Origin of the sequence: Aeromonas sp. (genome assembly GCF_051657805.1) — a bacterium.
In the GTDB taxonomy this organism is placed as follows: domain Bacteria; phylum Pseudomonadota; class Gammaproteobacteria; order Enterobacterales; family Aeromonadaceae; genus Aeromonas.
In genome coordinates this window covers 162,245-184,204 of sequence record NZ_JBOFLJ010000061.1, presented here as the reverse complement: position 1 = coordinate 184,204, position 21,960 = coordinate 162,245, and the positions used below count along the sequence as shown (strand labels likewise).

At 63.5% G+C, this 21,960-nt stretch carries 22 protein-coding genes; 12 read left to right on the top strand and 10 right to left on the bottom strand.

Annotated features, from left to right (window positions below; genetic code table 11):
* Window positions 1-43 precede the first annotated feature (43 nt).
* The gene (locus ACRCYW_RS19595) at window positions 44-2,086 is read right to left on the bottom strand and encodes a TonB-dependent receptor (protein WP_438551672.1); all 2,043 of its coding nucleotides are present in this window, start codon (window positions 2,084-2,086) and stop codon (window positions 44-46) included.
* Window positions 2,087-2,358: 272 nt separating this feature from the next.
* Between ACRCYW_RS19595 and ACRCYW_RS19590 the strand changes: the two genes are divergently transcribed.
* Window positions 2,359-2,841, top strand: a complete 483-nt coding sequence (locus tag ACRCYW_RS19590; protein WP_438551671.1) for a GNAT family N-acetyltransferase — start codon at window positions 2,359-2,361, stop codon at window positions 2,839-2,841.
* Between the two features lie 463 nt (window positions 2,842-3,304).
* On the top strand, window positions 3,305-4,042 hold the full coding sequence (locus ACRCYW_RS19585; RefSeq protein WP_438551670.1) for a class I SAM-dependent methyltransferase: 738 nt from the start codon (window positions 3,305-3,307) through the stop codon (window positions 4,040-4,042).
* 238 nt (window positions 4,043-4,280) lie between these two features.
* Here ACRCYW_RS19585 and ACRCYW_RS19580 read toward each other — a convergent pair whose 3' ends face one another.
* Window positions 4,281-5,339: a porin gene (locus ACRCYW_RS19580; protein WP_438551669.1), complete on the bottom strand. Its 1,059-nt coding sequence runs from the start codon at window positions 5,337-5,339 to the stop codon at window positions 4,281-4,283.
* Window positions 5,340-5,558: 219 nt separating this feature from the next.
* Here ACRCYW_RS19580 and glpX point away from each other — a divergent pair, with 219 nt between their 5' ends.
* Together glpX and ACRCYW_RS19570 are read left to right on the top strand one after the other, a co-directional pair.
* Complete coding sequence (glpX, locus tag ACRCYW_RS19575; protein ID WP_438551668.1) at window positions 5,559-6,569, top strand: class II fructose-bisphosphatase; 1,011 nt, start codon at window positions 5,559-5,561, stop codon at window positions 6,567-6,569.
* A 257-nt stretch (window positions 6,570-6,826) separates the two neighbouring features.
* Window positions 6,827-7,078 (top strand): YkgJ family cysteine cluster protein, encoded by a 252-nt coding sequence (locus ACRCYW_RS19570; protein ID WP_438551667.1) that lies wholly within the window; start codon window positions 6,827-6,829, stop codon window positions 7,076-7,078.
* Between the two features lie 174 nt (window positions 7,079-7,252).
* Here the strand turns inward: ACRCYW_RS19570 and ACRCYW_RS19565 are convergent, their stop codons facing one another.
* Genes ACRCYW_RS19565 through hemC form a run of 4 tightly spaced genes read right to left on the bottom strand, consistent with a single transcriptional unit; the run spans window position 7,253 to window position 11,204 of the window.
* Window positions 7,253-8,416 carry a heme biosynthesis HemY N-terminal domain-containing protein gene (locus tag ACRCYW_RS19565; protein WP_438551666.1) on the bottom strand — a complete coding sequence of 388 codons (1,164 nt, stop codon included), beginning with the start codon at window positions 8,414-8,416 and terminating at the stop codon, window positions 7,253-7,255.
* 10 nt (window positions 8,417-8,426) lie between these two features.
* Entirely contained in the window at window positions 8,427-9,497 is a 1,071-nt protein-coding gene (locus ACRCYW_RS19560; RefSeq protein WP_438551665.1) for a uroporphyrinogen-III C-methyltransferase, read from the bottom strand.
* Entirely contained in the window at window positions 9,494-10,228 is a 735-nt protein-coding gene (locus tag ACRCYW_RS19555) for a uroporphyrinogen-III synthase (RefSeq protein ID WP_438551664.1), read from the bottom strand. The genes ACRCYW_RS19560 and ACRCYW_RS19555 overlap by 4 nt, the downstream gene beginning before the upstream one ends.
* A gap of 46 nt (window positions 10,229-10,274) precedes the next feature.
* Window positions 10,275-11,204 (bottom strand): hydroxymethylbilane synthase, encoded by a 930-nt coding sequence (hemC, locus tag ACRCYW_RS19550; RefSeq protein WP_438551663.1) that lies wholly within the window; start codon window positions 11,202-11,204, stop codon window positions 10,275-10,277.
* 322 nt (window positions 11,205-11,526) lie between these two features.
* Between hemC and ACRCYW_RS19545 the strand changes: the two genes are divergently transcribed.
* Window positions 11,527-14,049 (top strand): class I adenylate cyclase, encoded by a 2,523-nt coding sequence (locus ACRCYW_RS19545; protein WP_438551662.1) that lies wholly within the window; start codon window positions 11,527-11,529, stop codon window positions 14,047-14,049.
* Between the two features lie 70 nt (window positions 14,050-14,119).
* Here ACRCYW_RS19545 and ACRCYW_RS19540 read toward each other — a convergent pair whose 3' ends face one another.
* Window positions 14,120-14,773: an alpha/beta hydrolase gene (locus ACRCYW_RS19540; RefSeq protein WP_438551661.1), complete on the bottom strand. Its 654-nt coding sequence runs from the start codon at window positions 14,771-14,773 to the stop codon at window positions 14,120-14,122.
* On the bottom strand, window positions 14,770-15,084 hold the full coding sequence (cyaY, locus tag ACRCYW_RS19535) for an iron donor protein CyaY (RefSeq protein WP_438551660.1): 315 nt from the start codon (window positions 15,082-15,084) through the stop codon (window positions 14,770-14,772). The genes ACRCYW_RS19540 and cyaY overlap by 4 nt, the downstream gene beginning before the upstream one ends.
* 73 nt (window positions 15,085-15,157) lie before the next feature.
* Between cyaY and lptM the strand changes: the two genes are divergently transcribed.
* The 6 genes from lptM (at window position 15,158) to ACRCYW_RS19505 (ending at window position 20,062) form a co-directional block, all read left to right on the top strand.
* Window positions 15,158-15,367 carry an LPS translocon maturation chaperone LptM gene (lptM, locus tag ACRCYW_RS19530; RefSeq protein WP_438551659.1) on the top strand — a complete coding sequence of 70 codons (210 nt, stop codon included), beginning with the start codon at window positions 15,158-15,160 and terminating at the stop codon, window positions 15,365-15,367.
* 20 nt (window positions 15,368-15,387) lie between these two features.
* On the top strand, window positions 15,388-16,638 hold the full coding sequence (gene lysA / locus ACRCYW_RS19525) for a diaminopimelate decarboxylase (protein WP_438551658.1): 1,251 nt from the start codon (window positions 15,388-15,390) through the stop codon (window positions 16,636-16,638).
* 111 nt (window positions 16,639-16,749) lie between these two features.
* Window positions 16,750-17,580: a diaminopimelate epimerase gene (gene dapF / locus ACRCYW_RS19520; protein ID WP_438551657.1), complete on the top strand. Its 831-nt coding sequence runs from the start codon at window positions 16,750-16,752 to the stop codon at window positions 17,578-17,580.
* 88 nt (window positions 17,581-17,668) lie between these two features.
* Entirely contained in the window at window positions 17,669-18,349 is a 681-nt protein-coding gene (locus ACRCYW_RS19515) for a DUF484 family protein (RefSeq protein WP_438551656.1), read from the top strand.
* On the top strand, window positions 18,342-19,322 hold the full coding sequence (gene xerC, locus ACRCYW_RS19510) for a tyrosine recombinase XerC (RefSeq protein WP_438551655.1): 981 nt from the start codon (window positions 18,342-18,344) through the stop codon (window positions 19,320-19,322). Before ACRCYW_RS19515 ends, xerC begins: the two co-directional genes overlap by 8 nt.
* A gap of 29 nt (window positions 19,323-19,351) precedes the next feature.
* Window positions 19,352-20,062, top strand: a complete 711-nt coding sequence (locus ACRCYW_RS19505) for an HAD-IA family hydrolase (protein ID WP_438551654.1) — start codon at window positions 19,352-19,354, stop codon at window positions 20,060-20,062.
* 13 nt (window positions 20,063-20,075) lie between these two features.
* On the opposite strand, the gene ACRCYW_RS19500 is transcribed toward ACRCYW_RS19505, so the two are convergent.
* Window positions 20,076-20,474: an STY0301 family protein gene (locus ACRCYW_RS19500; protein WP_438551653.1), complete on the bottom strand. Its 399-nt coding sequence runs from the start codon at window positions 20,472-20,474 to the stop codon at window positions 20,076-20,078.
* 180 nt (window positions 20,475-20,654) lie between these two features.
* On the opposite strand from ACRCYW_RS19500, the gene ACRCYW_RS19495 reads away from it, so the two are divergent.
* Window positions 20,655-21,029 carry a hypothetical protein gene (locus ACRCYW_RS19495; protein WP_438551775.1) on the top strand — a complete coding sequence of 125 codons (375 nt, stop codon included), beginning with the start codon at window positions 20,655-20,657 and terminating at the stop codon, window positions 21,027-21,029.
* On the opposite strand, the gene ACRCYW_RS19490 is transcribed toward ACRCYW_RS19495, so the two are convergent.
* The gene (locus ACRCYW_RS19490; RefSeq protein ID WP_438551652.1) at window positions 21,026-21,799 is read right to left on the bottom strand and encodes a gamma-glutamyl-gamma-aminobutyrate hydrolase family protein; all 774 of its coding nucleotides are present in this window, start codon (window positions 21,797-21,799) and stop codon (window positions 21,026-21,028) included. The two genes, ACRCYW_RS19495 and ACRCYW_RS19490, sit on opposite strands and share 4 nt — an antisense overlap.
* Window positions 21,800-21,960: the final 161 nt, after the last annotated feature.

Below are 21,960 nucleotides of genomic sequence, written 5' to 3'. Positions count from 1 at the left end.
CGTATCTGGCCGGCTTGCGCCGGCCAGTCTGGTCAGGGGGGGATCAGAAGCGGTAGGCCGCGGTCAGGTTCAGCTGACGGGGGCTGCCCGGCATGATCTGGGAGGCGCTGGTGGCGCTGACGTAGTACTGGTGGTCGGTCAGGTTCTCCACGCTGAGCTGGGTATCCCAGTGCTGCCAGCGGTAACCGGCGCGGGCGTCATAGCGGGCGTAGCCCGGCAGCACAGTAGTGTTGGCGTTGTCGGCGAAGCGATCCCCCACCGCCGTCACCCCGGTTTCCCCATACCAGCCTTGCGGGCCGCTCTGGTAGCCGGCGAACAGCTGGCCGTTCTCGCGCGAGACGTTCATCGGTCGCTTGCCCTGCAGATCCGCATCCGCTTTGACCTGCTCCGCGTCCTGGATGGCGACGCCGCCGTGCAGGTAGATCTCGTCGGTCAGCTGGGCGCGGGCGCTCAGCTCGATGCCGTCGGTGCGCTGCAGGCCGGTGAGGATCACCTTGGTGGGATCCAGCGGATCCTTGCTGCGCTTGTTGTACATCTCCAACCGGTAGATGGAGAGGGTGGTGGCCAGCTTGCCATCCAGCCAGTCGCTCTTCACCCCACCCTCGTAAAGCCGGGTGTGCTGGGGATCCAGGTTGTTGTTCTTGTCCCCCGGGGTGATGCCGATGAGCTCACCACCGACCGGGGTGAAGGTTTTGCTGTAGGAGGTGTAGAAGGCGTGCTCCTCGATGGGGTTCCACACCAGACCCAGACGCGGGCTCAGGCTGGTGACCGAGAGGGTCTCCTCCTTGTTGAGGTCGTTGCGGCGGCTGGTGACGGTGAACTCGTCCCGGCGCAGGCCGCCGAGCAGGTGCCAGTCACCCAGGCTGAGCTGATCCTGCACATAGAGGCCGTAGCCACGCACCTTGTGGTTGGCGTCGCTGGAGAGCTTCATGGCACCGTTGTAGGTGGGCAGTGAGCCCGGATCGTACAGGTTGCCCGGCGGGATAGCGGTGGCGTTCTGGTACAGCTTGGGAGTGCGCTCCTGCCAGCTCTGCTCCAGCCCGACCAGCAGGCGGTGCTCGACGGGGCCGGTCTGCAGCTGGCCTTCGGCCTCGGTGTTGCTGGTCAGGCTCTTGGCCTTGAGAGCCTGCTGCCAGCGGGCGCGGGTCACCTGGTCGCCCTTGACGCTGGTGACATAGGTGTTGTCGAACTGGCTGTCGAGGGTGGTGTAGCCGAGTTGCTGGCGCAGCTGCCACTGCTCGTTCAGATCCCAGGTCAGCTGTGAGCGGGTGGACTGGGCCACGTCATCTATGTAGTCGCGGCTGGTGTCGCTGTAGACGCTCTCGATGGGTACATCGGCCGGACGGCCATTGACGCCGGGGATGCCGCGATCCGGGGTGCGATCGCTGCCGTTGCGCTCGTACTGCACCAGCCAGTTCAGGTTGTCGGTGATCTCCCAGTTGGCGGACGGGGCCAGCAGGGTGCGTTTGCTGGTCACCCCGTCGCGGAAGCTCTCCTTGTCTTCCTGCGCCATGTTGAGGCGCAGTTGTACCCGCTCGCCTGCCTCGGCATTGAGATCCGCGGCGAGACGCTGGCTGTCGAAGCTGCCGACTCGGGCGGTAACGCTGGAGGCCTGACCCCGCTGGGGCTTCTTGCTGACCCGGTTGACGATGCCGCCGGTGCTGCCACGGCCGTAGAGCACGGCGGCCGGGCCCTTGAGTACCTCGACTCTCTCTATGTTGCCAAGGTCGCGGGTGTACTGCATGTCGTCACGCAGACCGTCCAGGTAGAAGTCGTTGCTGGCGTTGAAGCCGCGGATATTTATGCTATCGAAGCGGGTGTCGCCGCTGGCGTTGACCCCGGGAATGCCACTTAGGGCTTCGCTCAGGGTCGGCTGGCCGTAGGCGGTCAGCTCGCTGGCGGACACGCTCTCTATGGTCTGGGGCACCAGCTTGGCCGGGGTGGCGGTACGGGTCGCGGTGGCGACCTCTTCGTGTTGACTGCGTTTGCCGACGACGGTGAGGGTCTCGTCCTCGGCCTGGGCGCTGGCGCAAAGGGACAGCAAGGCGACGCCCAGCAGGGCGCGCGGGTGGTTGGGGTTCTGCATCTGCGTGTGACTCTTCTAATCGACCTGTTGGCCTGAACTTATTGATTTATTAGTAATTATTAAAATGCTCCCGAACCGGGAGGGCGCTAATGATATTTATTTTCATTTGGCTGGCAAGGCAAAGATGCAAAAAGTCCACACCTACGACCAGTTGGATCGCCAGATGGCGCCTATTAGGGCGTTTATGCGTATCGGGCGAGTCTTGGTAAGGGCGAGGTGCTGGTTTACCATCGGCTCTCATCATCCATCTCAGGGACACGGAGGAGAGAGACATGGACGAGATCATCAAGGCAGATCTTCATAACCGGCAGCACGGCGAGGCGCTGGTTTATCTGCTCAACGAATACGCGAAAGACGAGATGGGGGGCGGCAGCCCCCTCGCCGATGAGGTGCAGGCGAACCTGGCCAAGGCGCTGGCGGCGAGAGCGAATGCCCATGTGTTGCTGGCCTGGGTGGACGGGCAGCCCGCCGGGGTGGCCACCTGTTTCGAGGGCTTCTCGACCTTCGCCTGCCAGCCCCTGCTCAACATCCACGACATCGCCGTGCACCCGGACTACCGCGGTCGGGGCCTTGGCAAGCGGCTGCTGGCGGAGGCGGAGCGCCTCGCCCGCGAGCTCGGCTGCTGCAAGCTGACCCTGGAGGTGCTGGAGGGCAACAAGGTAGCCCAGGCCGCCTATCGCGCAAGCGGCTTCGCGGGTTATGAGCTGAGCCCAGAGGTGGGGCGGGCTATGTTCTGGCAGAAAAAGCTGGCGTGAGCCGTCCGGCAGAATCGGGACAGTCTGCTTGTCATCGGGCCGATCAGCCCCTAGAGTGACGCCCAATTTCTCCATTCTCTCAACGGCCAGCCTTGGCCCGGTGAATCAGATGACCCTTTATGCCTCGGATCAGCGAGTGACCCGAGTGAACTCCGAACAGATGCGCGCGATGAAGCATTGTCCGGAGCCCGGGGAGGCCTGAGCCTCCCACTCATTCATCGCATCGTTGCCTATCGGAGCCCGCGCTGACGCGGGCGCCGAGTCGCGACCGTGCGAATGAATCAAGGCCATAGACGCTGCCTCGTCTATGGCCTTTTTTGTTGGCCCGCATCCAGGATGCGGGCGCGAAGCAGAGCAGAGGCCCGCCCGGGTTCTCTGCTTTTTTTTTTGGTCTCTGGTCACGAGTGGCGGGGTATGCTCATGGATACCCGTCTTGCTCCTGACCAGTATGAGGAAGCGTTAAATGTCACAAAATATCTATGATAATCCAGGCTTTTTTGAAGGTTACGCCCAGTTGCCCCGCTCTCAACAGGGGTTGGCGGGGGCACCCGAGTGGCCGGCCTTGCAGGCCATGCTGCCACCCCTTGGCGGCAGGCGGGTACTGGATCTGGGTTGCGGCTATGGCTGGTTCTGCCGCGCCGTCAGGGAGCAGGGGGCGGCCGAGACGGTCGGCATCGATCTCTCCGCCAGGATGCTGACCCGCGCCGCCGAGCTGACCCGGGACGAGGGGATCCACTATCGGCAGGGGGATCTGAGTCGACTAGATCTGGCGGGGGAATCGTTCGATCTGGTCTACAGCTCATTGGCGCTGCACTACCTGCCGGAAGTCGCCCCCCTGTTCGCGCAGATCCACGGCGCCCTGGGGGCGGGCGGCAGCTTCGTGTTCTCGGTGGAGCATCCCATCTTCACCTGCCCCCAGCCGCAAGGCTGGCTGGTGGATGGGGAGGGGCGCCGCTCCTGGCCCATCAACGGCTATCAGGCGGAGGGCAAGCGGGTCAGCAACTGGCTGGCGGACGGGGTGATCAAGTATCACCGCACCCTGGGCACCTACCTCAATGCGCTGATCGCGGCGGGATTCGAGATCCGTCACATGGAGGATTGGGGCCCCACGGCCGAGCAGATCGCCGCCAATCCGTCGCTGGCGGAGGAGGCCGAGCGTCCCATGCTGCTGTTGGTAGCGGTGCAAAAGCCGCTGCGCTGAGAAACTGTTCATGATCTTGCTGTGAGGCCGTGATCAAGGCTCATGTGCTGCTCTCTTATGTGTGGTAAAGAGGCTCATGTATTCGCATACACTCCGGTTCCTGCGCTGCTCTTCACCTTGTTGACGGCCTCTCGCGACAGATCGTAAATAGCTTCTGAGACCAGGGGGAAATGAAAACGGCGCGCAGAGGGTTCTGCGCGCCGTTTTTCTATGGTGTTCAGCTTAAGTCAGGCCCGACTTAGAAGTCGTAACGGGCTGCCAGCTGGAAGTCATCCTTGGTGTTCAGCTTGCCGCTGTCATGGCTGTCCAGGTTATTGATGCGGTACTCGCCGATGACCCTCAGGTTCTTGTTGAACTTGTACTGAGCGCCCAGGGTGTAGTAGTCGATGGAGTCGTAGTCGGCCTTGCCGTCCTGTTCCACCTTCTGCTTGTTCCACAGGGCCATCAGGCCGATGCCGTTCTCGAAGTTGTAACCGAGGGCGGCTTCCCAACCGGTGTGATCCTTGCCGGTGGCGAGGAAGTCGGTGCCGTCGGCGTAGCTCAGGGCGGCGTAGACGGCCTTGTTGTCATACTTGGCGGAGAGCAGCCACAGCTTGGCGTCTTCCTCGTTGCTCTTGTCGCGGATCCCCACGTTGTAAGCGGTGCCCAGCGCCAGGTTGAACGGGAAGGTGTAGGAGACGGCGGCGCCGTAGGCGGCATCGCTGTCCTTGCTGGTGGTCTCTTCGGTATCACCGCCATCGAACTTGTAGCTGGTATCGACCTGGAAGCCGTTGAACAGGCCTGAGTACTTCAGCACTGAGCCGGCGCGGTTGGTGGCGAAGGTGTCGGTCTTGGCGCCGAGGGCGTCGTTGCCATAGCCATCGGAGAGGGATACGTCGGTCCAGTTGGCCAGCATGCCGGGGGCGCCTTGCTGACGACCGAAGGTCACGTTGCCCCAGTCGGCGCCGACCCCGGCGAAGGCCAGACGGGTGCGCAGGTTGTCGGAGTTCTCGCTGACGGTCTTCTCGCTGTCGTTGATGTAGAACTGCAGCTCGTACTGGGCCAGGGCCTTGAGGCCCGGGTTGATGGCGCTCTCTACCTTGGCGCCCAGGCGAACAAACTGGTTGGCACCCTGTTTGTCGCTATATTCGTTCTTGATGTCGCCGTTGGTATCCAGTTCCTTCTTCTCTCCGAAGAATTGACCGGCATAGATGCGGCCGTAGATGTCCAGCATGGTGCTGTCATTCTTGTATACTTCGACGGCTTGAGCCTGGAAGGCCGCGGTGAGCGCCAATGCGACTACTGTCAGCTTTTTCATCTTAATCCCTTGTGTTGCAAGCTTCTGTTTTAAAAGACGGGGCCATGCTAGAAGCGGCAGATGACAGCGGGGTGACCGTGCCGTGAACAAGGGATTGCGGTTTGGTGTCATTCCGATGAAAGCCGCGATTTATGTGGCGATCCGCCACTTTTACGCGCAAAGGTTTGCCCTTGTGATAGAATGCCGCCCGTTTTCGGGCTCCAAAGGTTGGATATTGCGATGAGACGTGAACTGGCAATCGAGTTTTCCCGAGTGACGGAAGCGGCTGCACTGGCTGGCTACAAGTGGCTCGGACGTGGTGACAAGAATATCGCCGATGGGGCGGCCGTGGCGGCCATGCGTCACATCCTCAATCAGATCCAGATCGACGGTGAGATTGTGATAGGCGAAGGGGAGATCGACGAGGCTCCCATGCTCTACATCGGTGAGAAGGTGGGTACGGGTCAGGGCGATGCGGTGGATATCGCGGTCGATCCCATCGAAGGCACCCGCATGACCGCCATGGGTCAGGCCAATGCCCTGGCGGTGTTGGCGGTCGGCGACAAGGGTTCCTTCCTCAAGGCCCCCGACATGTATATGGAGAAGCTGATCGTCGGTCCCAAGGCCAAGGGCGCCATCGACCTCGATCAGGCCCTGGAGCTGAACCTCAAGGCCGTGGCCAAGGCGCTCGGCAAGCCGCTCTCCCGCCTGACCGTGATCACCCTGGCCAAACCGCGCCACGACAAGGCGATCAAGGAGATGCAGGGACTGGGCGTGCGAGTGTTCGCCATCCCCGACGGCGACGTGGCCGCCTCCATCCTGACCTGTCTGCCGGACAGCGAAGTGGACATGCTCTACGGCATCGGCGGCGCACCGGAAGGGGTCATCTCGGCGGCGGTGATCCGTGCCCTGGACGGCGATATGCAGGCCCGCCTGGTACCGCGCCATCAGGTCAAGGGCGACAGCCCGGACGTGCGTGCCCTGGGTGAGCAGGAGATCGCCCGCTGCGAGGCCCTCGGCATCGACGTGACCAAGGTGCTCAAGCTGGAAGATCTGGCCAAGAACGACAACGTCATCTTCTCGGCCACCGGCATCACCAAGGGCGACCTGCTGGAAGGCATCACCAGCGACGGCGTCATGGCGACCACAGAGACCCTGCTGATCCGCGGCAAGTCGCGCACCATCCGTCGCATCAAGTCGATCCACTTCCTGGATCGCAAGGACAGTGTGGTGCGGGATATCATCCTGTAAGAGGGATGGGCGCAGTGGCGGCAAGTCACGTGCTCTCATGCCGCCGCATCGAGTCGATCCACTTCCTGGATCGCAAGGACAGCGTGGTGCGCGATATCATCTTGTGATGTGTCAATGCCGTCATCGGAATGCCAAAGCCCGACACTCGTCGGGCTTTTTGTTGCCCGCGGCAGGGCGCCGTGCTTTCTGGCAGGGATAAGGCTTAGGAGAAATCAGACTCCTTGCTACACTGCTTCGCCCTACTGAGGAAGAATCACATGGAATGTCGTCAGGGCTGTGGTGCCTGCTGCATCGCCCCCAGCATCAGCAGCGCCATTCCCGGCATGCCCCAGGGCAAACCGGCCGGCGTCCCCTGCATCCAGCTCGATGCCAAGCTCGGCTGCAAGATCTTCGGTCAGCCCGAACGCCCGGCGGTGTGCAGCGGCTTTCGCCCCATGGCGGATGTGTGCGGCACTCACCGCCAGGAGGCCATCTGGCTGATCGGCGAGCTGGAGCGACTGACGGCCTGAACGCCCGGCCCTCTCCCTCAGGGAGAGGATGCTTGCCTGTCGTCCCTCATCCCCAGCCCTTCTCCCGCGAGGGGAGAAGGGAGAAAAGCGTGGCAACATCATCCGGAGCAACACCAATAGAAAGAGGCCGCATCATGCGGCCTCTTTTTCATTCGATGACTCAATGGCTCGGGATCAGATCCCGGCCAGCTCCAGGGCCTGGCGATAGTACTCGTTGGCCTTGTTGGTGAGCCGGCGCTTGTCCATCAGCTGGCCGAGGGCGTGGCAGAGGGCCGGGCTCGGCGCCTTGGCCACCTCCTGCTCCAGCAGGCGCTGGGCCTCATCCAGCTGGCCGGCCAGCAGATAGACCTGGGCCAGTGCCGCTTCGGCGCCCGGTTGATCCTGCATCTTCTTGAGCTGGGTCAGCATGGGCTGGTAGTCGTCCAGCTTGAGTTTGGGCAGGCGGGCGAACAGCTCGGCGGCGGGTTGCTTGCGCAGCGCCTCCAGCCAGAGCTCGGCCGCTTCTGTGTCGGCACCGAGCCGGCGCAGACGATCCCCGTAGCTGGCGAGCAGGGCGGGATCCTGGCGCAGCTTGCGGGGCAGCTCCTGCCAGACCGGGCGCAGGCTGTCGAGGGCATCCCCGGCGGCCTCGAGACGGCCACACCAGGCCTGTTGCAGCAGATCGTCCTCCTGCTGGGGCGTCAGCTTACCGACCTTGCGCAGGGCGGGGGCGAGATCGATCAGGGCCGCCCAGTCCTGCCGTGCCAGATAGACCTGACGCAGCTGGTCCAGCACCATGGGGTGGCGCGGGTTGAGGGCATAGACGGACTCGAGGCGACCGAGGGCGCTGTCGTACTGCCCCTGCTCTATCTGCAACTGGGTCTGGATCAGGGTCAGCGCCAGCTCGGCCTTGGGGTTTTCCTCCTGCGCTTTTTGCAGGTAGTGATCCCGGCGGATCTCATCCCCGCGGGCCTGGGCCACCCTGGCGGCGCTCAGGTAGTTGAGCAGCGGGGTGTCGCTGTTGTCGGCGCCCTTGATCAGCAGCTTCTCGGCCTGGCTATAGTGCCCCTCGGCCATGGCCAGGGTGGCGTTGACGGTTTGCAGGTTCGCCTTGCGGCGGCGGCGGGAACCGAACCAGCCCAGAGTCTTGCGGCGCAGGCCGAATACCCGGGTCAGCAGCCACTCGACGATGAGCAGGGCACCGTAGAACAGCACCGCCAGGATGACGGCGCTGGTGACCGAGGACTCCACCGTGTAGTTGCCAAGGGAGATGAGCACATAGCCCTTGTTGCCGGAGGCCTGCGGGCCGAAGATGAGGCCCGCCACCATGACGGCGACGATGACGATAAGACGGATCATGGTGCCCTCCTCAGTTGCCGGCCAGGATGCGTTGCAGGCGCTCGGTCAGCACCTGTTCCAGCATGGCCTGGGTCTTGAACTGATCCGGATAGTCGAACTGGATCTGCTCCCCCTTGAGCTTGTCGAGCTCGGATTGCATGTACTGGGTGGCGCTGTTGTCGACGTCGAAATACTGGGTCAGCCAGCGTTCGGCCTTGTCCAGGCTGTCGGTGTAGAGCGCCTGCTGCTCACGATAGACGGCGAGCTGGGCCTGCAGCAGCTTGGTCTTGAGGTTCTCCCGCAGGAAGATCTCCTGCTGGGGGGAAAGCAGGGCCTCCACGGCGCCATCGCGGCGACGTATGGTGATGAAGTTCTCGGTGAACTTGACCCAGTTCTTCTTGAGATTGCTCTCCCACTCGTCCGGGTTGGTGCTGACGGCCTGGTCGGCCTCGGCCTTGGCTTCCGGCATGCTGACGGTGGAGAGGGGCAGCAGCTCGATCTGATCGGAGAGGGCGGCGAGCTTCAGGGTCAGCCCCTCGCGATCCACCCGCGGCATGCCCTTGAGCTGGGCGATATCTTCCGCCAGCGCCTTGCGGATGGGCATCAGGCTGGGATCGTTGAGGGCCTTGATCCGTTCGTCGGCGTTGCCGAGCAAGGTGATGGCGGAGATGAGGTCATGCTCGAGCCACAGCTTGCGTCCTGCCATGCGGACCAGGTATTCGGATTCGGCCAGCATCCAGTCGTTGGGACGCTTGTCATCCAGATCCAGCACCTTGTGCTGCAGGGCGTCCAGCGCCTCCTGCAGCTGCTGCTGGCTCTTGCCGAGGGTGGCCAGCTGTTCGGCGTCCTGGCTGTTGCTCTGATCCAGCTTGCCCATGATATCGGCCAGCTGCTGCTTGAGGGCACCGATCTCCGCCTGCTGGGTGACGGCATTCTTGTGGCCGTGCAGATAGAGCCCGCCGGTCAGCCCCAGGGCCAGCAAAATGGCGACACCGCCGAGGAGAGCGCCTGAGCGGCCCTGCTTCTTGCCTGCCACTTCGTTGGCCAAAGGGGCCGCACTGCTCGGCTGGGATTTGACCTCGGGTTCTTGTTGTTCAGTCATTCCATTTTCCTCAGTTCCAGGGCGGCCACCAGAGCCTGGTTGGATGCACCTTGGGCAATCACGATACGGGTAAAGCCAGCCGCCTCGGCCTGCTCGGCCACGCGGGGGCTGGGTACCACCAGCAGGCGGTCATAAAGCCAGGGCTGCTGCTGGCTTGGCACCAGTTCCAGCAGCCGCTGCAGCAGTTCACCACTGGTGATGAGCAGGCTGTCGAGGCCGGCACTCTGCCAATGGCGGGTCAATGCGTCCCCGTCGAGTTCGGGGTAGTGGCGCTCATAAGTGGCACAATAGTGCACCAGTGCGCCGCGTGAGGCCAGTGTCCGGGCGATGAGATCCCGCCCGCCATTGCCGCGCAGGATCAGCACTCGCTTGCCCGTCACCCCTTGCAGGGCGGGCAGCAACAGCAGCCCCTCGCTGCGGGGATCGTCCGGGCTCTGGGCCTGGATCCCTATCTCGGCGAAGGCATCTGCACTCGCCTGGCCGACCGCAAAGTAATCAATATGTGGCCAGGTCTGACCAGTTTGCAACAGAAAATGATGAGCAAAATGAATCGCATGCATGCTGACGGCGATGACGATGTCCGCCGCGGGCAGCCATTCTGGCAGACGGAAGAGCTCGTCCCCCGGCCGGGTTTCCAGCAGGGGGCAGCAGAGGGGGTGGTGGCCCTGCTGGCGCAGCAGCTGCGCCAGCTCGCCGGCCTGCTCGGCCGGGCGTACCACCAGCGGGATCATCCGATCCCCCTCATCGACAGGGGCCGGAGGGCTGACCGGCCTGCCTTCATGGGTGGTACACCTCGGCCAGGATGACGTCGGCGCCATTGGCCAGCAGGCGCTGAGCCAGGGTGTGGCCGAGTGCCTCGCCGTCCGCCAGGGGACCGCGGATCTCGTCACGGATGATACGGCTGCCATCCGGACTGCCCACCAGGCCACGCAGCCAGACCTCGTCCCCTTGCACCAGGGCATAGGCACCGATAGGCACCTGACAGCCCCCCTGCAGGGCGCGGTTCATGGCGCGCTCTGTCAGCACCCGCACCCGGGTCTCGCCGTGCTCGAGCGGTGCCAGCAGGGCGTGCAACTCGTGATCGTCGACGCGGCACTCGATGCCGACGGCGCCCTGACCGTTGGCGGGCAGGCTCTGTTCCGGTTCGATGAAGGCGGTGATGCGATGGCTCATCTCCAGCCGTTTCAGGCCGGCGGCGGCGAGTATGATGGCGTCGTACTCACCGGCATCCAGCTTGGCGAGACGGGTGTTGACGTTGCCACGCAGGTCGCGGATCACCAGATCCGGGCGGGCGGCCCGCAACTGGCACTGGCGGCGCAGGCTGGAGGTGCCGACCACGGCACCCTGGGGGAGATCGTCTATCTGCTTGAAACGGTTGGAGACGAAGGCATCGCGCGGATCTTCGCGCTCGCAGATGGTGTGCAGGCCGAGCCCCTCGGGGAACTCCACCGGCACGTCTTTCATGGAGTGGACCGCGATATCGGCGCGCCCCTCCAGCATGGCAGTCTCCAGCTCCTTGACGAACAGGCCCTTGCCGCCCACCTTGGCGAGGGGCGTATCCAGGATCTTGTCCCCCTGGGTGCTCATGGGCACCAGTTCGACGTGCAGATCGGGATAGAGCGCCTCGAGGCGCTCTTTCACGAAGTTGGCCTGCCACAGGGCCAATGGGCTCTTGCGAGTGGCGATTCTCAGGGTTCGGGCTGCCATATCAATCAGTTGTTTCATCTTTAGTGAGGCAAACGATCTTATCACCCTTTGCAGGGGCTTTCATGGCGCAGCCGGCAAAAGCGGGGGCAGGCTCAAAAAAGGCGGCTGAAAATGATTTTCATTAATCCGCTATAGATATTTAATTGATTGAAAACATTAAAATTTATTGCTTTCCTACGATACCATTATTGACACCACCAGAAATAATACGGTGATTCCATGCGGGCTTGTTTACCACGGCGGTTTGCATTGTTAACATGATCACACTTTTTTGACGTCTCCCCATTTTGGTGCGTCATTTCTATCCCCGATAGGTAGGGCATTGCTGGTAAAACTCGACACGCTGGTGGCGCGCTACGACGAGATCAATCGTCTCAAGACGCAACGGGCGCTGGATCTCATGAGTCGCTATGGGCAGCAGGTGTTTCAGTTGCTGCCCGTCATGCTGCACTTCAATCACCCTCTCTTGCCCGGCTATGTGGCAGGTGACGTGCCCCATGGTATCTGGAGTTTTGTCGCGAGCGATGTCCAGCAGGCCTTCATCCAGGATCTGTGTCAGAACGCGAACTGTCAGGGTGGCCTCAACACCCACGACAAGTCGATCCAGGGCCTCTACTCCATGGGCAGCACCTCCTCCATCGGCCAGTGCTGCCACTCGGATCTCGACATCTGGGTCTGCCACGTGGCGGGTCTGTCGCAGGAGCGGCTCGCCCTGCTGGATCAGAAGTGCCAGCTCCTCTCCAAATGGGCCGAACAGCGCGGAGTCGATCTCAACTTCTTCCTGATCCCCGAGGACAAGTTCCGCCAGCGCAACGATGCCCAGATGCAGGGGGAGAGCTGCGGCAGCGCCCAGCACCTGCTGTTGCTCGACGAGTTCTACCGCAGCGCCATGCACATCGCCGGCAAGCGCCTGCTCTGGTATCTGGTGCCCGGCGACTATGACGACCACTACGACGACTATGTGAACGGCCTGTTTGCCCACGGCAAGCTGAGCCAGGATGACTGGCTCGATCTCGGCGGCTTCAACCGCATTCCCGCGGAGGAGTACTTCGGCTCTGCCCTCTGGCAGCTCTACAAGGGCATCGACTCCCCCTACAAGGCGGTGCTCAAGTCCCTGCTGATGGAGGCTTACTCCCACGAGTATCCCAACACCCGTCTGTTGTCGGTGACCAGTCGCGACTGGTTCCAGCACAACGAGGGGATGCACTACCGGCTCGACAACTACTGCCTGATGCTGGACAAGGTGACCAACTACCTCAAGTCCATCGGCGACATGCAGCGCCTCGACCTGGTGCGCCGCTGCTTCTACCTCAAGGTGTGCGACGGCCTGAGTCATCCGAAGGAGGAGCACAGCCCGAGCTGGCGCCGAGAGTTGATGGCGCAGCTGGTCTCCTACTGGGGCTGGAGCCCGGAGCGCCTGCACCACCTGGATCACCGGGAGGAGTGGAAGGTCGAGGAGGTCAAGGTGGCCTACGCCGAGTTGCTGGAAGCCCTGATGCAGAGCTACCGCAATCTCATCCAGTTCGCCCGGCGCAACAACATCAGCGAGTCCATCAACCCGGAAGACATCGGTATACTGTCGCGCAAGCTCTACGCCGCCTTCGAGAGCCTGCCGGGCAAGGTGCAGCGCATCAACCTCAAGATAGCGCCGGATTTGAGCGAGCCGGATCTCAGCCTGGTGCAGGTACCCCACGGTCGCCTGAACCGCGCCGGCTGGTATCTCTACAAGCACTCCCTGGAGCCGGTGGACATCATAGGCCGGGCGCCGCTCGAATATAACGGTTACATCAGCAAGCTGGTGGCCTGGGCCTACTTCAACGGCCTGATGACGCCCCAGTCCAGGGTGCACCTGTTCAATCAGGGCTCGGATCTGCACATCGACAACTTGCACCAGTTCTGTCGCGATCTCTCCGGCACCTTCCCGGTGAAGTATCCGCGCGCCACCAACCTGGCCCTGAGCCGCCCCTGCGAGATCCATCAGCTCTCCATCTTCCTCAACCTGGAGACGGATCCGTCCAGCCACTGGGTGGGGCAGGTTATCGAGTTCGATGCCAACGCCGCCGACGTCTTCTCCTTCGGCCGCAATCAGGAGTGCCTGGTGGGCTCGGTGGATCTCGTCTATCGCAACTCCTGGAGCGAGATCCGCACCCTGCACTTCCAGGGGGAAGAGGCGGTGGTGGATGCCCTCACCACCATACTCGGCAAGATGCACCAGGATGCCGCCGCCCCCGAGATGATAGAGGTGTTCTGCTACAGCCAGCACTTCCGCTCCCTGGTGCGTTCCCGCTTCCAGCAGCTGGTGGCCGAGTGCATCGAGCTGCGCCTGGCGCGGGACAAGCAACAGCTGGTCAAGACGCTCGCCCTCGGCAAGGAGAAGTACGGCATCTTCTTCGAGCGACGCGGGGTCTCGGTGAAGAAGCTGGAGAACGCCATCGACTTCTATCGCCACATCTCCCACAACAAGCTGGATCACCTGCCCCTGCGCCTGGACAAGACCCACAGCCAGCACCTGCCCGGTATCGTCGACGCCTATGCCAGCGAGGGGTTGGTGCAGTTCTTCTTCGACACCCGCAACGCCGGCACCAACATCTATATTCTGGACGAGGCGAACCGGGTGGAGATCTACCAACACTTCGCCGGCAACAAGGATGAGCTGGTGCAGGGGGTGAACCGTTTCTACACCTCGTCGGGTCATGAGCGCTTCAGCGACGCCGGCCAGTTCAGCAACTTCAACCTGCCCCAGTATTACGAAATCGTGCAGCAGGGCGATGAGCTTGAGGTGATCCCCTACCGCAGCCAGAACCCGCAGCGGGATAATCCGGGGCCTGCCCGCGAGGTAGGTTGATGTGCTACCGGATTGAACCCAACGAAAACGGCCTGCAGATGCAGGCCGTTGTCATATTCGTCGTCCGGGCTTAGCCGTCGAGGCTGGCCAGCAGCCAGCCGCGTATGTCGGCGAGCTGGGGCCGGCAGATCTCGTGGCGCATGGGGTACTCGTGCCACTCGGGGGTGAGCCCGGCCGCTTCCAGCCGGTTCTTCGCGTCCCAGCCCATGGAGAGCGCCACCACGTCGTCATAGATGCCGTGCATGTAGCAGATGGGCAGGGCGCGAGCCGCCTCGCTCATCTCCGCCATCAGGGCATCGGGCGCCGCCAGATAGGTGGACATGCAGAGCAGGCCCGCCAGGGGCTGAGGGCAGCGCAGGGCGGTGAAGGAGGCGATGACGCCCCCCTGGGAGAAACCGGCAAGCACGATGTGCTCGGGGGCGAAGCCCTCGGCGATCAGGCTGTCCAGCAGGCCCTGGATGCGCTCGGCGGATTCACGGACATGGGACTCCACGGCGCGATCTTCCGGGTGCTCGAAGCTCCGGATGTCGTACCAGCCGCGCATCTTGTAGCCCATGTTGATGGTGATGGGCCGCTCCGGCGCGTCCGGCAGCAGGTGGCGCACCGGCAGGGAGTCGGGCAGCGCCAGGGCATCCACCAGGGGCGCCAGACCGGCGCCTGAGTCCCCCAGCCCGTGCAGCCAGATCACCGCATGGCGAGCGCCGTCGGGGTGCAGATCGATCATGGGAAGTGTACCGGCTCGCCGGCCTGGGCTGTGCAGGCCCGGGTCAGCAGGGTCTTGAGCTCCTCGCCGAAGCGGTTGTCTATCCAGCTCTCCCCGCGCAGCTCGAAGTGGAAGCCGTTCTCCCGGGTGGCGACCCAGATCTGGTGCAGGGGTTCCTGCTTGTTGATGATGACCTTGGTCTTGTTCTCGAAACTCAGGGTCAGCACGCCGCCGGCCCGTTCACAGTCGATATCCGGATACCCCTCGTCGATGACGTCCTCCACATACTGGAAAAAGGCGTCTGTCAGGGCGTGATACTCGTGATCCTTCATCGGTTTATCCTGTTGCTTTTAACAATGTGAGTGCGATTATAGAGGGCCAAAAATTTTTTCGCAGCGAACCATTATGACTACCCAGTTCACCAAGTGCCTGTTGGCCGCATTTCTCTCCCTTGGGTTGGGCGCCTGTGGTCTGACGGGGCCGCTTTACATGCCGCCCCCCGAGCAACCCGCTCCGACGGAGCAGCCCAAGCCTGCCCCATCCAAGACAGAGAGTACACCGCAAGCCACCTCGTCTGCGACCGCCAAACCGGCCTCCGAGGCCGCGCCGCAATAATTTAGGAAGGAACCGCCCCCTTGGATCACTTTAACTACGACGCCGACGGCCAGCTGCAGGCCGAGCAACTGCCCCTGCAACAACTTGCCGAGCAGTATGGCACCCCGCTCTACGTCTACTCCCGCGCCACCCTTGAGCGCCACTGGCACGCCTTCGATCAGGCGGCGGGCGACATCCCCCATCTGATCTGCTATGCGGTCAAGGCCAACTCCAACCTGGCGCTGCTGAACCTGCTGGCCCGTCTGGGATCCGGGTTCGACATCGTCTCCGGCGGGGAGCTCTCCAGGGTGCTGGCGGCGGGCGGTGATCCGGCCAAGGTGGTCTTCTCCGGGGTGGCCAAGAGCGAGGCCGAGATGCGCCTCGCCCTGGAGAAAGAGATCCTCTGCTTCAATCTGGAGTCCGAAGCCGAGCTGGAGCGCCTGAACCGGGTGGCCGGCAGCATGGGCAAGGTGGCTCGGGTGTCGGTGCGGGTAAACCCGGACATAGACGCGGGCACTCATCCCTACATCTCCACCGGCCTCAAGCAGAACAAATTCGGCATCCCCATCGAGCAGGCCCCCGCCATCTACCGCAAGGCGGCGGCCATGGCCCACATCGAGATCAAGGGGGTGGATTGCCACATCGGCTCTCAACTCACCGAACTGAATCCTTTCATGGAGGCGGCGGACAAGCTGCTGCGGCTCATCGACGAGCTGGCTGCCGAAGGCATCCATATTCATCACCTGGACGTGGGTGGTGGCCTCGGGGTCAACTACGGCGCCGAGCAGCCCCCTCATCCGAGCGAGTATGCCGAGGCCCTCAAGCAGAAGCTGGCGGGTCGGGATCTGACCCTGCTGTTCGAGCCAGGCCGCGCCATCGTCGCCAACGCCGGCGTGCTGCTGACCCGGGTCGAGTTCCTCAAGCCGGGCGAGACCCGCAACTTCGCGCTGATCGACGCCGGCATGAATGACCTGCTGCGCCCCTCCCTCTACGGCGCCTGGATGAACATCATCGAGGTGGACAGCCGCGCTAGCCACGAGAAGGCGCTGTACGACGTGGTGGGCCCTGTGTGCGAGACCGGCGACTTCCTCGGCAAGGAGCGCACCCTGGCGATCGCCGAAGGGTCGCTTCTGGCGGTGCGTTCCGCCGGTGCCTACGGTTTCACCATGTCCTCCAACTACAACACCCGTCCCCGTGCGGCCGAGGTGCTGGTGGACGGGGACAAGGCGTTTCTCATCCGGGAGCGGGAGCAACTGGCGGATCTCTGGCGCGGGGAGCACCTGCTGCCCTGAGTGCGCGGGTTTCACGGAGTTTTCCAGACGTTCCGCCGAGTCGAGAGCGTGAGCCGTTGACCAGTCGCCGGTGTGGTGAGATTTACTGCCCAAGGGGTAGAGGAACGCAGGATGTTGATAGATTTTTCCAAGATGCATGGGCTGGGGAACGACTTCATGGTGGTGGACGGCGTCACCCAGAAGGTGTTCTTCAGCAACGATGTCATCAAGAAGCTGGCGGATCGCCATTTCGGGATCGGCTTCGATCAGCTGCTGCTGGTGGAGCCCCCCTATGATCCCGAGCTCGACTTTCACTACCGCATCTTCAATGCTGACGGCAGCGAGGTGGAGCAGTGCGGCAACGGTGCCCGCTGCTTCGCCCGTTTCGTGCGCCTGAAGGGGCTGGTCAACCGTGACAGGATCGCGGTCAGCACGGCCCGCGGCCGCATCACCTTGCAGCTGGAGGGGGAGAACCAGGTCACGGTCAACATGGGGGTGCCCCAGTTCGAACCGGGCAAGGTGCCGTTCCGGGCCCAGAAGGCAGAAAAAACCTACCTGCTGCGCGCGCAGGAGCATACTGTGATGTGCGGTGTGGTCTCCATGGGCAATCCCCACTGCGTCATCGAGGTCCCCTCGGTGGCCGATGCCCCGGTGGAGACCCTGGGCCCCATCATGGAGCGCCACGAGCGCTTCCCCGAGCGGGTCAACGTCGGCTTCATGGAGATGGTCAACGCCAGCGAGATCAAGCTGCGGGTGTTCGAGCGCGGGGTGGGGGAGACGCTCGCCTGCGGCACCGGCGCCTGCGCCGCCGTGGTGATCGGCATCAGCCAGGGCAAGCTCAAGGAGCGGGTCACCGTCACCCTGCCGGGGGGCAAGCTGACCATCGCCTGGAAGGGGCCGGGTCAGCCGGTCTACATGACGGGGCCGGCCGAGCACGTGTTCGATGGCCAGATAGAGCTGTAGACGGAATCATGAAGGGGGGCGGCAAGCCCCTCTACCACAAGCAGATGTCGGGGCCTTGTGCCCCTTTTTCGGATGGATCAACCAAGTTATGAGCGAACTCAAACGGCAGGAATCACTGATGGACGAAGCCACAGTGCTGGAGTACCTGGCCCGTTACCCCGAGTTTTTCCAGCGCCACGCCGCCATGCTGGACCGCATTCGCATTCCCCATGAGCGCAAGGGCAGCGTCTCCCTGGTGGAGCGGCAGATGGACAGGCAGCGGGAGCGTATCGAGCAGCTGGAGCAGGAGATCACCGAGCTCATGGGGATCGCCAGCGAGAACGAGCGGATCTTCAAGATCTATGCGGACCTCTACGGTGAGCTGTACGGCTGCCAGAGCCTGTTCGAAGTCAGCGCCGTCATGGGCAAGGCCTTCGTGCAGCGGCTGCGCCTGACCGGGGTGCGCCTCTGGCTGAGCCCGAAGAAGTGCCCGCTGAGCGGCCCCGAGCAGCGTTTCCTCGCGGACGGCAAACAACTCGATCAGTTGCTGGGCCAGCGCCTGCCGGGAACGGACTATTACTTCGGCCGGCTCAATCAGAGCGAGAAACAGGCGCTGTTTGGCAGCGATGTGCTGGTCAATTCCGTTGCCCTGATGCGCATTGGCGATCTCGGCGTACTGGCGTTTGCGAGCTCGGATCCCAGTCACTTCGCCCCCCACAACGACACCCTGCTGCTGGGTCAGCTCGGCCGTCTGCTGCAACTGCGCCTGCCCGAGCTGGCCCGTGGCTAAGGGGCCGGCCAGATCAGCCACCAAGGCGCAGCCCCCTGCCGCCGAGCCTCTGCCCGCCGCGCTGGCGGACGAACTGGCGGCCTTTATCGAATACCTGAGGGTGGAGCGCCAGCTCAGCCCCCACACCCGCAGCAACTACCAGGCCCATCTGGAAGCCATGACCGCCGAGCTGGTGCGCCTCGGCCTGACCGACTGGGCCAGGCTGGAGGCGAGCCAGGTGCGCAGCCTGGTGACAAGGATGCACAAGGGGGGGCTGGCGCCCCGTTCGCTGGCCACCAAGGTCTCCGCCCTGCGCAGCTTCTGTGACTGGCAGGTGCGCCAGGGGCGGCTTGTGGCCAATCCGGCCCGGGGCATAGTGACCCCCAAGCAGGGGCGGCCCCTGCCCAAGAACCTCGACGTGGACGAGATGTACCAGCTGCTCAACATCACCGACGAGCAGGATCCGCTGGCGGTGCGGGATCGCGCCATCATGGAGCTGATGTACTCCTCCGGCCTGCGTCTGGCCGAGCTGGTGGGGCTCAACCTGGCGGACATCAAGCTCGGCGATCGCCAGCTCAGGGTGACCGGCAAGGGATCCCGGGAGCGGGTGCTGCCCATGGGGCGGATGGCGGTGGAGTGGCTGCAGAAGTGGCTCAAGGTACGCCCCCTGCTGGCGGGGGACGAGACAGAGGCGCTGTTCGTCTCCAAGCGCAAACAGCGGCTGTCGGCGCGCTCCGTGCAGGAGCGCCTCGACGGCTGGGGCAACAAGCAGGCGCTCAATGCCCACGTGCATCCCCACAAGCTGCGCCACAGCTTCGCCACCCACATGCTGGAGAGCTCGGGGGATCTGCGGGCTGTGCAGGAGCTGCTGGGCCACGCGGATCTCTCCACCACCCAGATCTATACCCACCTGGACTTCCAGCACCTGGCCAAGGTGTATGACGGCGCTCATCCCAGAGCCAAGCGGGATCCGGGTTCAGAGGAAAACGAATAGGGGGCAGCATGCCGCCCAGAGGAGAGCCCATGCAGTTCTATCGCCGCTGGCAGCCGGTGGCCGCCATCTCGTTCGATCTCGACGACACCCTCTACGACAACGGCCCCGCCATCGCCCGTGCGGAACAGTGGATGCTGGCGCACCTGCGCAGCGAATACCTGGCCACCGCCATGCTCGACAAGGCGAGCTGGCTCGCCCTCAAGCGCGACCTGCTGCTGACCCGCCCCGAGCTGCGCGACGACGTCAGCCTGGCGCGTCAGCAGGGGATCCGCGAGGCCCTGGTGCAGGGGGGCATGGGGGCGGATCAGGCGCAGCAAGAGGCCGAGCGGGTGTTTGGCGCCTTCCTCGCCGAGCGTTCGAAAATTGAGATCAGCAGAGACACCCACGATCTGCTGGCCCGCCTTGGGGCGCGCTATCCCCTGGTGGTGATCACCAACGGCAACCTGGACTTGGAGCAGGCCGGACTGGCGGACTACTTCACCCTGGTCTGCAAGGCCGGGCTGGGCGCCAGGATGAAACCGGCTCCCGACATGTTCCTGGCGGTGCAGGCGGCCCTCAGGCTGACCCCCGAGCGGATACTACACGTGGGGGATCACCCCGAGAGCGATGTGCTGGGGGCCAGGCGGCACGGTTTTCGGGCCGCCTGGCTCAACGAGACCGATCAGTCCGCCCGGAGCCTGCGACTGTTGCCGGACGTGGAGCTGAGCCGCTTGAGCGAGTTGGCCGAGCTGTTGCTCTGAGGGGGAGTGTGGGTCATCGGCGGCAGATCAGTCCGATCGGCTCATAAGGGCCGGTCTCGTTGACCCGGCAATGGCTGATGCCAGAGGGCAGCGCCTGCTGCAATGTGATGGCACTGTCTTGATAGTGGCAGACCAGATAGAAGGGGCGTGGATTGCGCTTGTCCAGGCTCCAGTAGTGGGTCTCGCTGCTGTCGCCGTTGTCCGGTTTGAGCTGTGCCAGCTCGGCGGGATCCCCGTCGAACAGGGAGAGGTTGTCGAGGCGATGGCTCAGCCGCTCGGCGGGCTGGCCTGCCAGAACCCGGCTCACTCCCTGCCAACCCGAGTGTGTGCTCAGCAGTTGCTGGCGGCTCTCTATCCGGGGTGGGCAGTCAAATTGCAGGCTGGCGCCCAGGGCCATGGCCATCAGTAACATGGTGTTGTCTCGCAGAGGGGAAGGTGCCCATGCTAGCGCAGTGAGCGGCCCTCTTGCCATCCCTTCGCCTGCCTTCGCAAGGGATGCGGGGATGCGGGTTTTTCTTTATCCTTGGCGCAAGTTGACGAGGGAGTGAAACGTTTGAGCGGGATAAAGAACATCTTCTGGCTGGCGATCCCCATGGTGCTGGCGGGGTGCGATCTGCTGAGGGATCACTACCGGATGGAATTCAGGGATGGCTCCTGGCGGGAGATCACCCTCTCCCCCTTCTCGGATGAGGCGAGCTGGCGCGAGGGCTGTGCCACCGGGGAGATCCTGGTGGACATGACCCTGCCCCTGAAGTGGGGCAAGGTGGTGGACGGCCGGGAGCAACTCCTGATCGGCGGTGAGTTGTTCGAACTGGAAGAGACCAGGCTCTATCGCGGCAACGGCATGGTGCTCGGCCAGGCCCCGGATCACATCCAGCGGGGGCTCAAGGGGCTGGATGTGTGCCGCACCCTGCGCCCCGATCGCGGGGCGCTGCCGAGACTGAAGACCAAGGGTTTTGGCGACTAGCTCACTTGCTGCCTGCGCTCACGGCAGGCGGCACCAAAGGCCTCGAACAGCTTGATGGAGTGGGGGTTCTCGCTCGCCTTCCACTCCGGATGCCACTGCACCGCCAGGGTGAACTGGGGCAGTTCGGGGGCATGGATGGCTTCGATCAAGCCATCTTCGGCATAGGCCAGGGGGGCCAGCCCCTTGGCCAGCGTCTTGATCCCCTGACCGTGCAAGGAGTTGACCGGGATCCTATCCTCCCCCATCAGCTCGGCGAACCAGCTGCCGGGCACCAGGCTGACCTGGTGGCTGTGGCCATATTGATCCTCCACCGTATCTTCTGCATCCTCCCGATGATCCGCATAGCCGGGCTCGCTATAGACCTTCTGATGGATGTCGCCCCCGAGGGCCACGTTGATCTCCTGCATGCCGCGGCAGATGCCGAGCAGCGGCAGGCCCCTGTCGATGGCTGCGCGCACCAGGGGAATGTCGAACAAGTCTCTGTCCCTGTCCTGGGGCTTGTCCGGCGTCAGGTTCTCCTGACCGTAGAGGGCGGGGTCTATGTTGGAGCCGGCACCGCTCAGATAGACGCCGTCCGCCAGATCCAGATACTGCTCCAGATCCTCGGCGCCGCAGCAGGTGGGGACCAGCAGAGGCACGCAGCCGCTGATCTCCACCAGGGGTTTGATGTATTTGTGGGTCATCACCTGATAGGGGTGGCCGTTGCGGGGTTGGGCTCCCATGGTCATCAGCACGACGGGTTTGGCATGGGATCGGGAGGGGTTGGGCATAGGTCGCATCCTTGGCGGTCTCATCCTGCGCCTTGGGAAGGCCCTTTCCGCGTCTCGGCGGCAAGGGCATGCCTCAAGGCATGGTCATGGGATCCGGGGTCGTGCCGGGGTGCCAGAATCGTCGGTCAGCCTGGGCGATGACAGCCTGGATCCTGATCCCA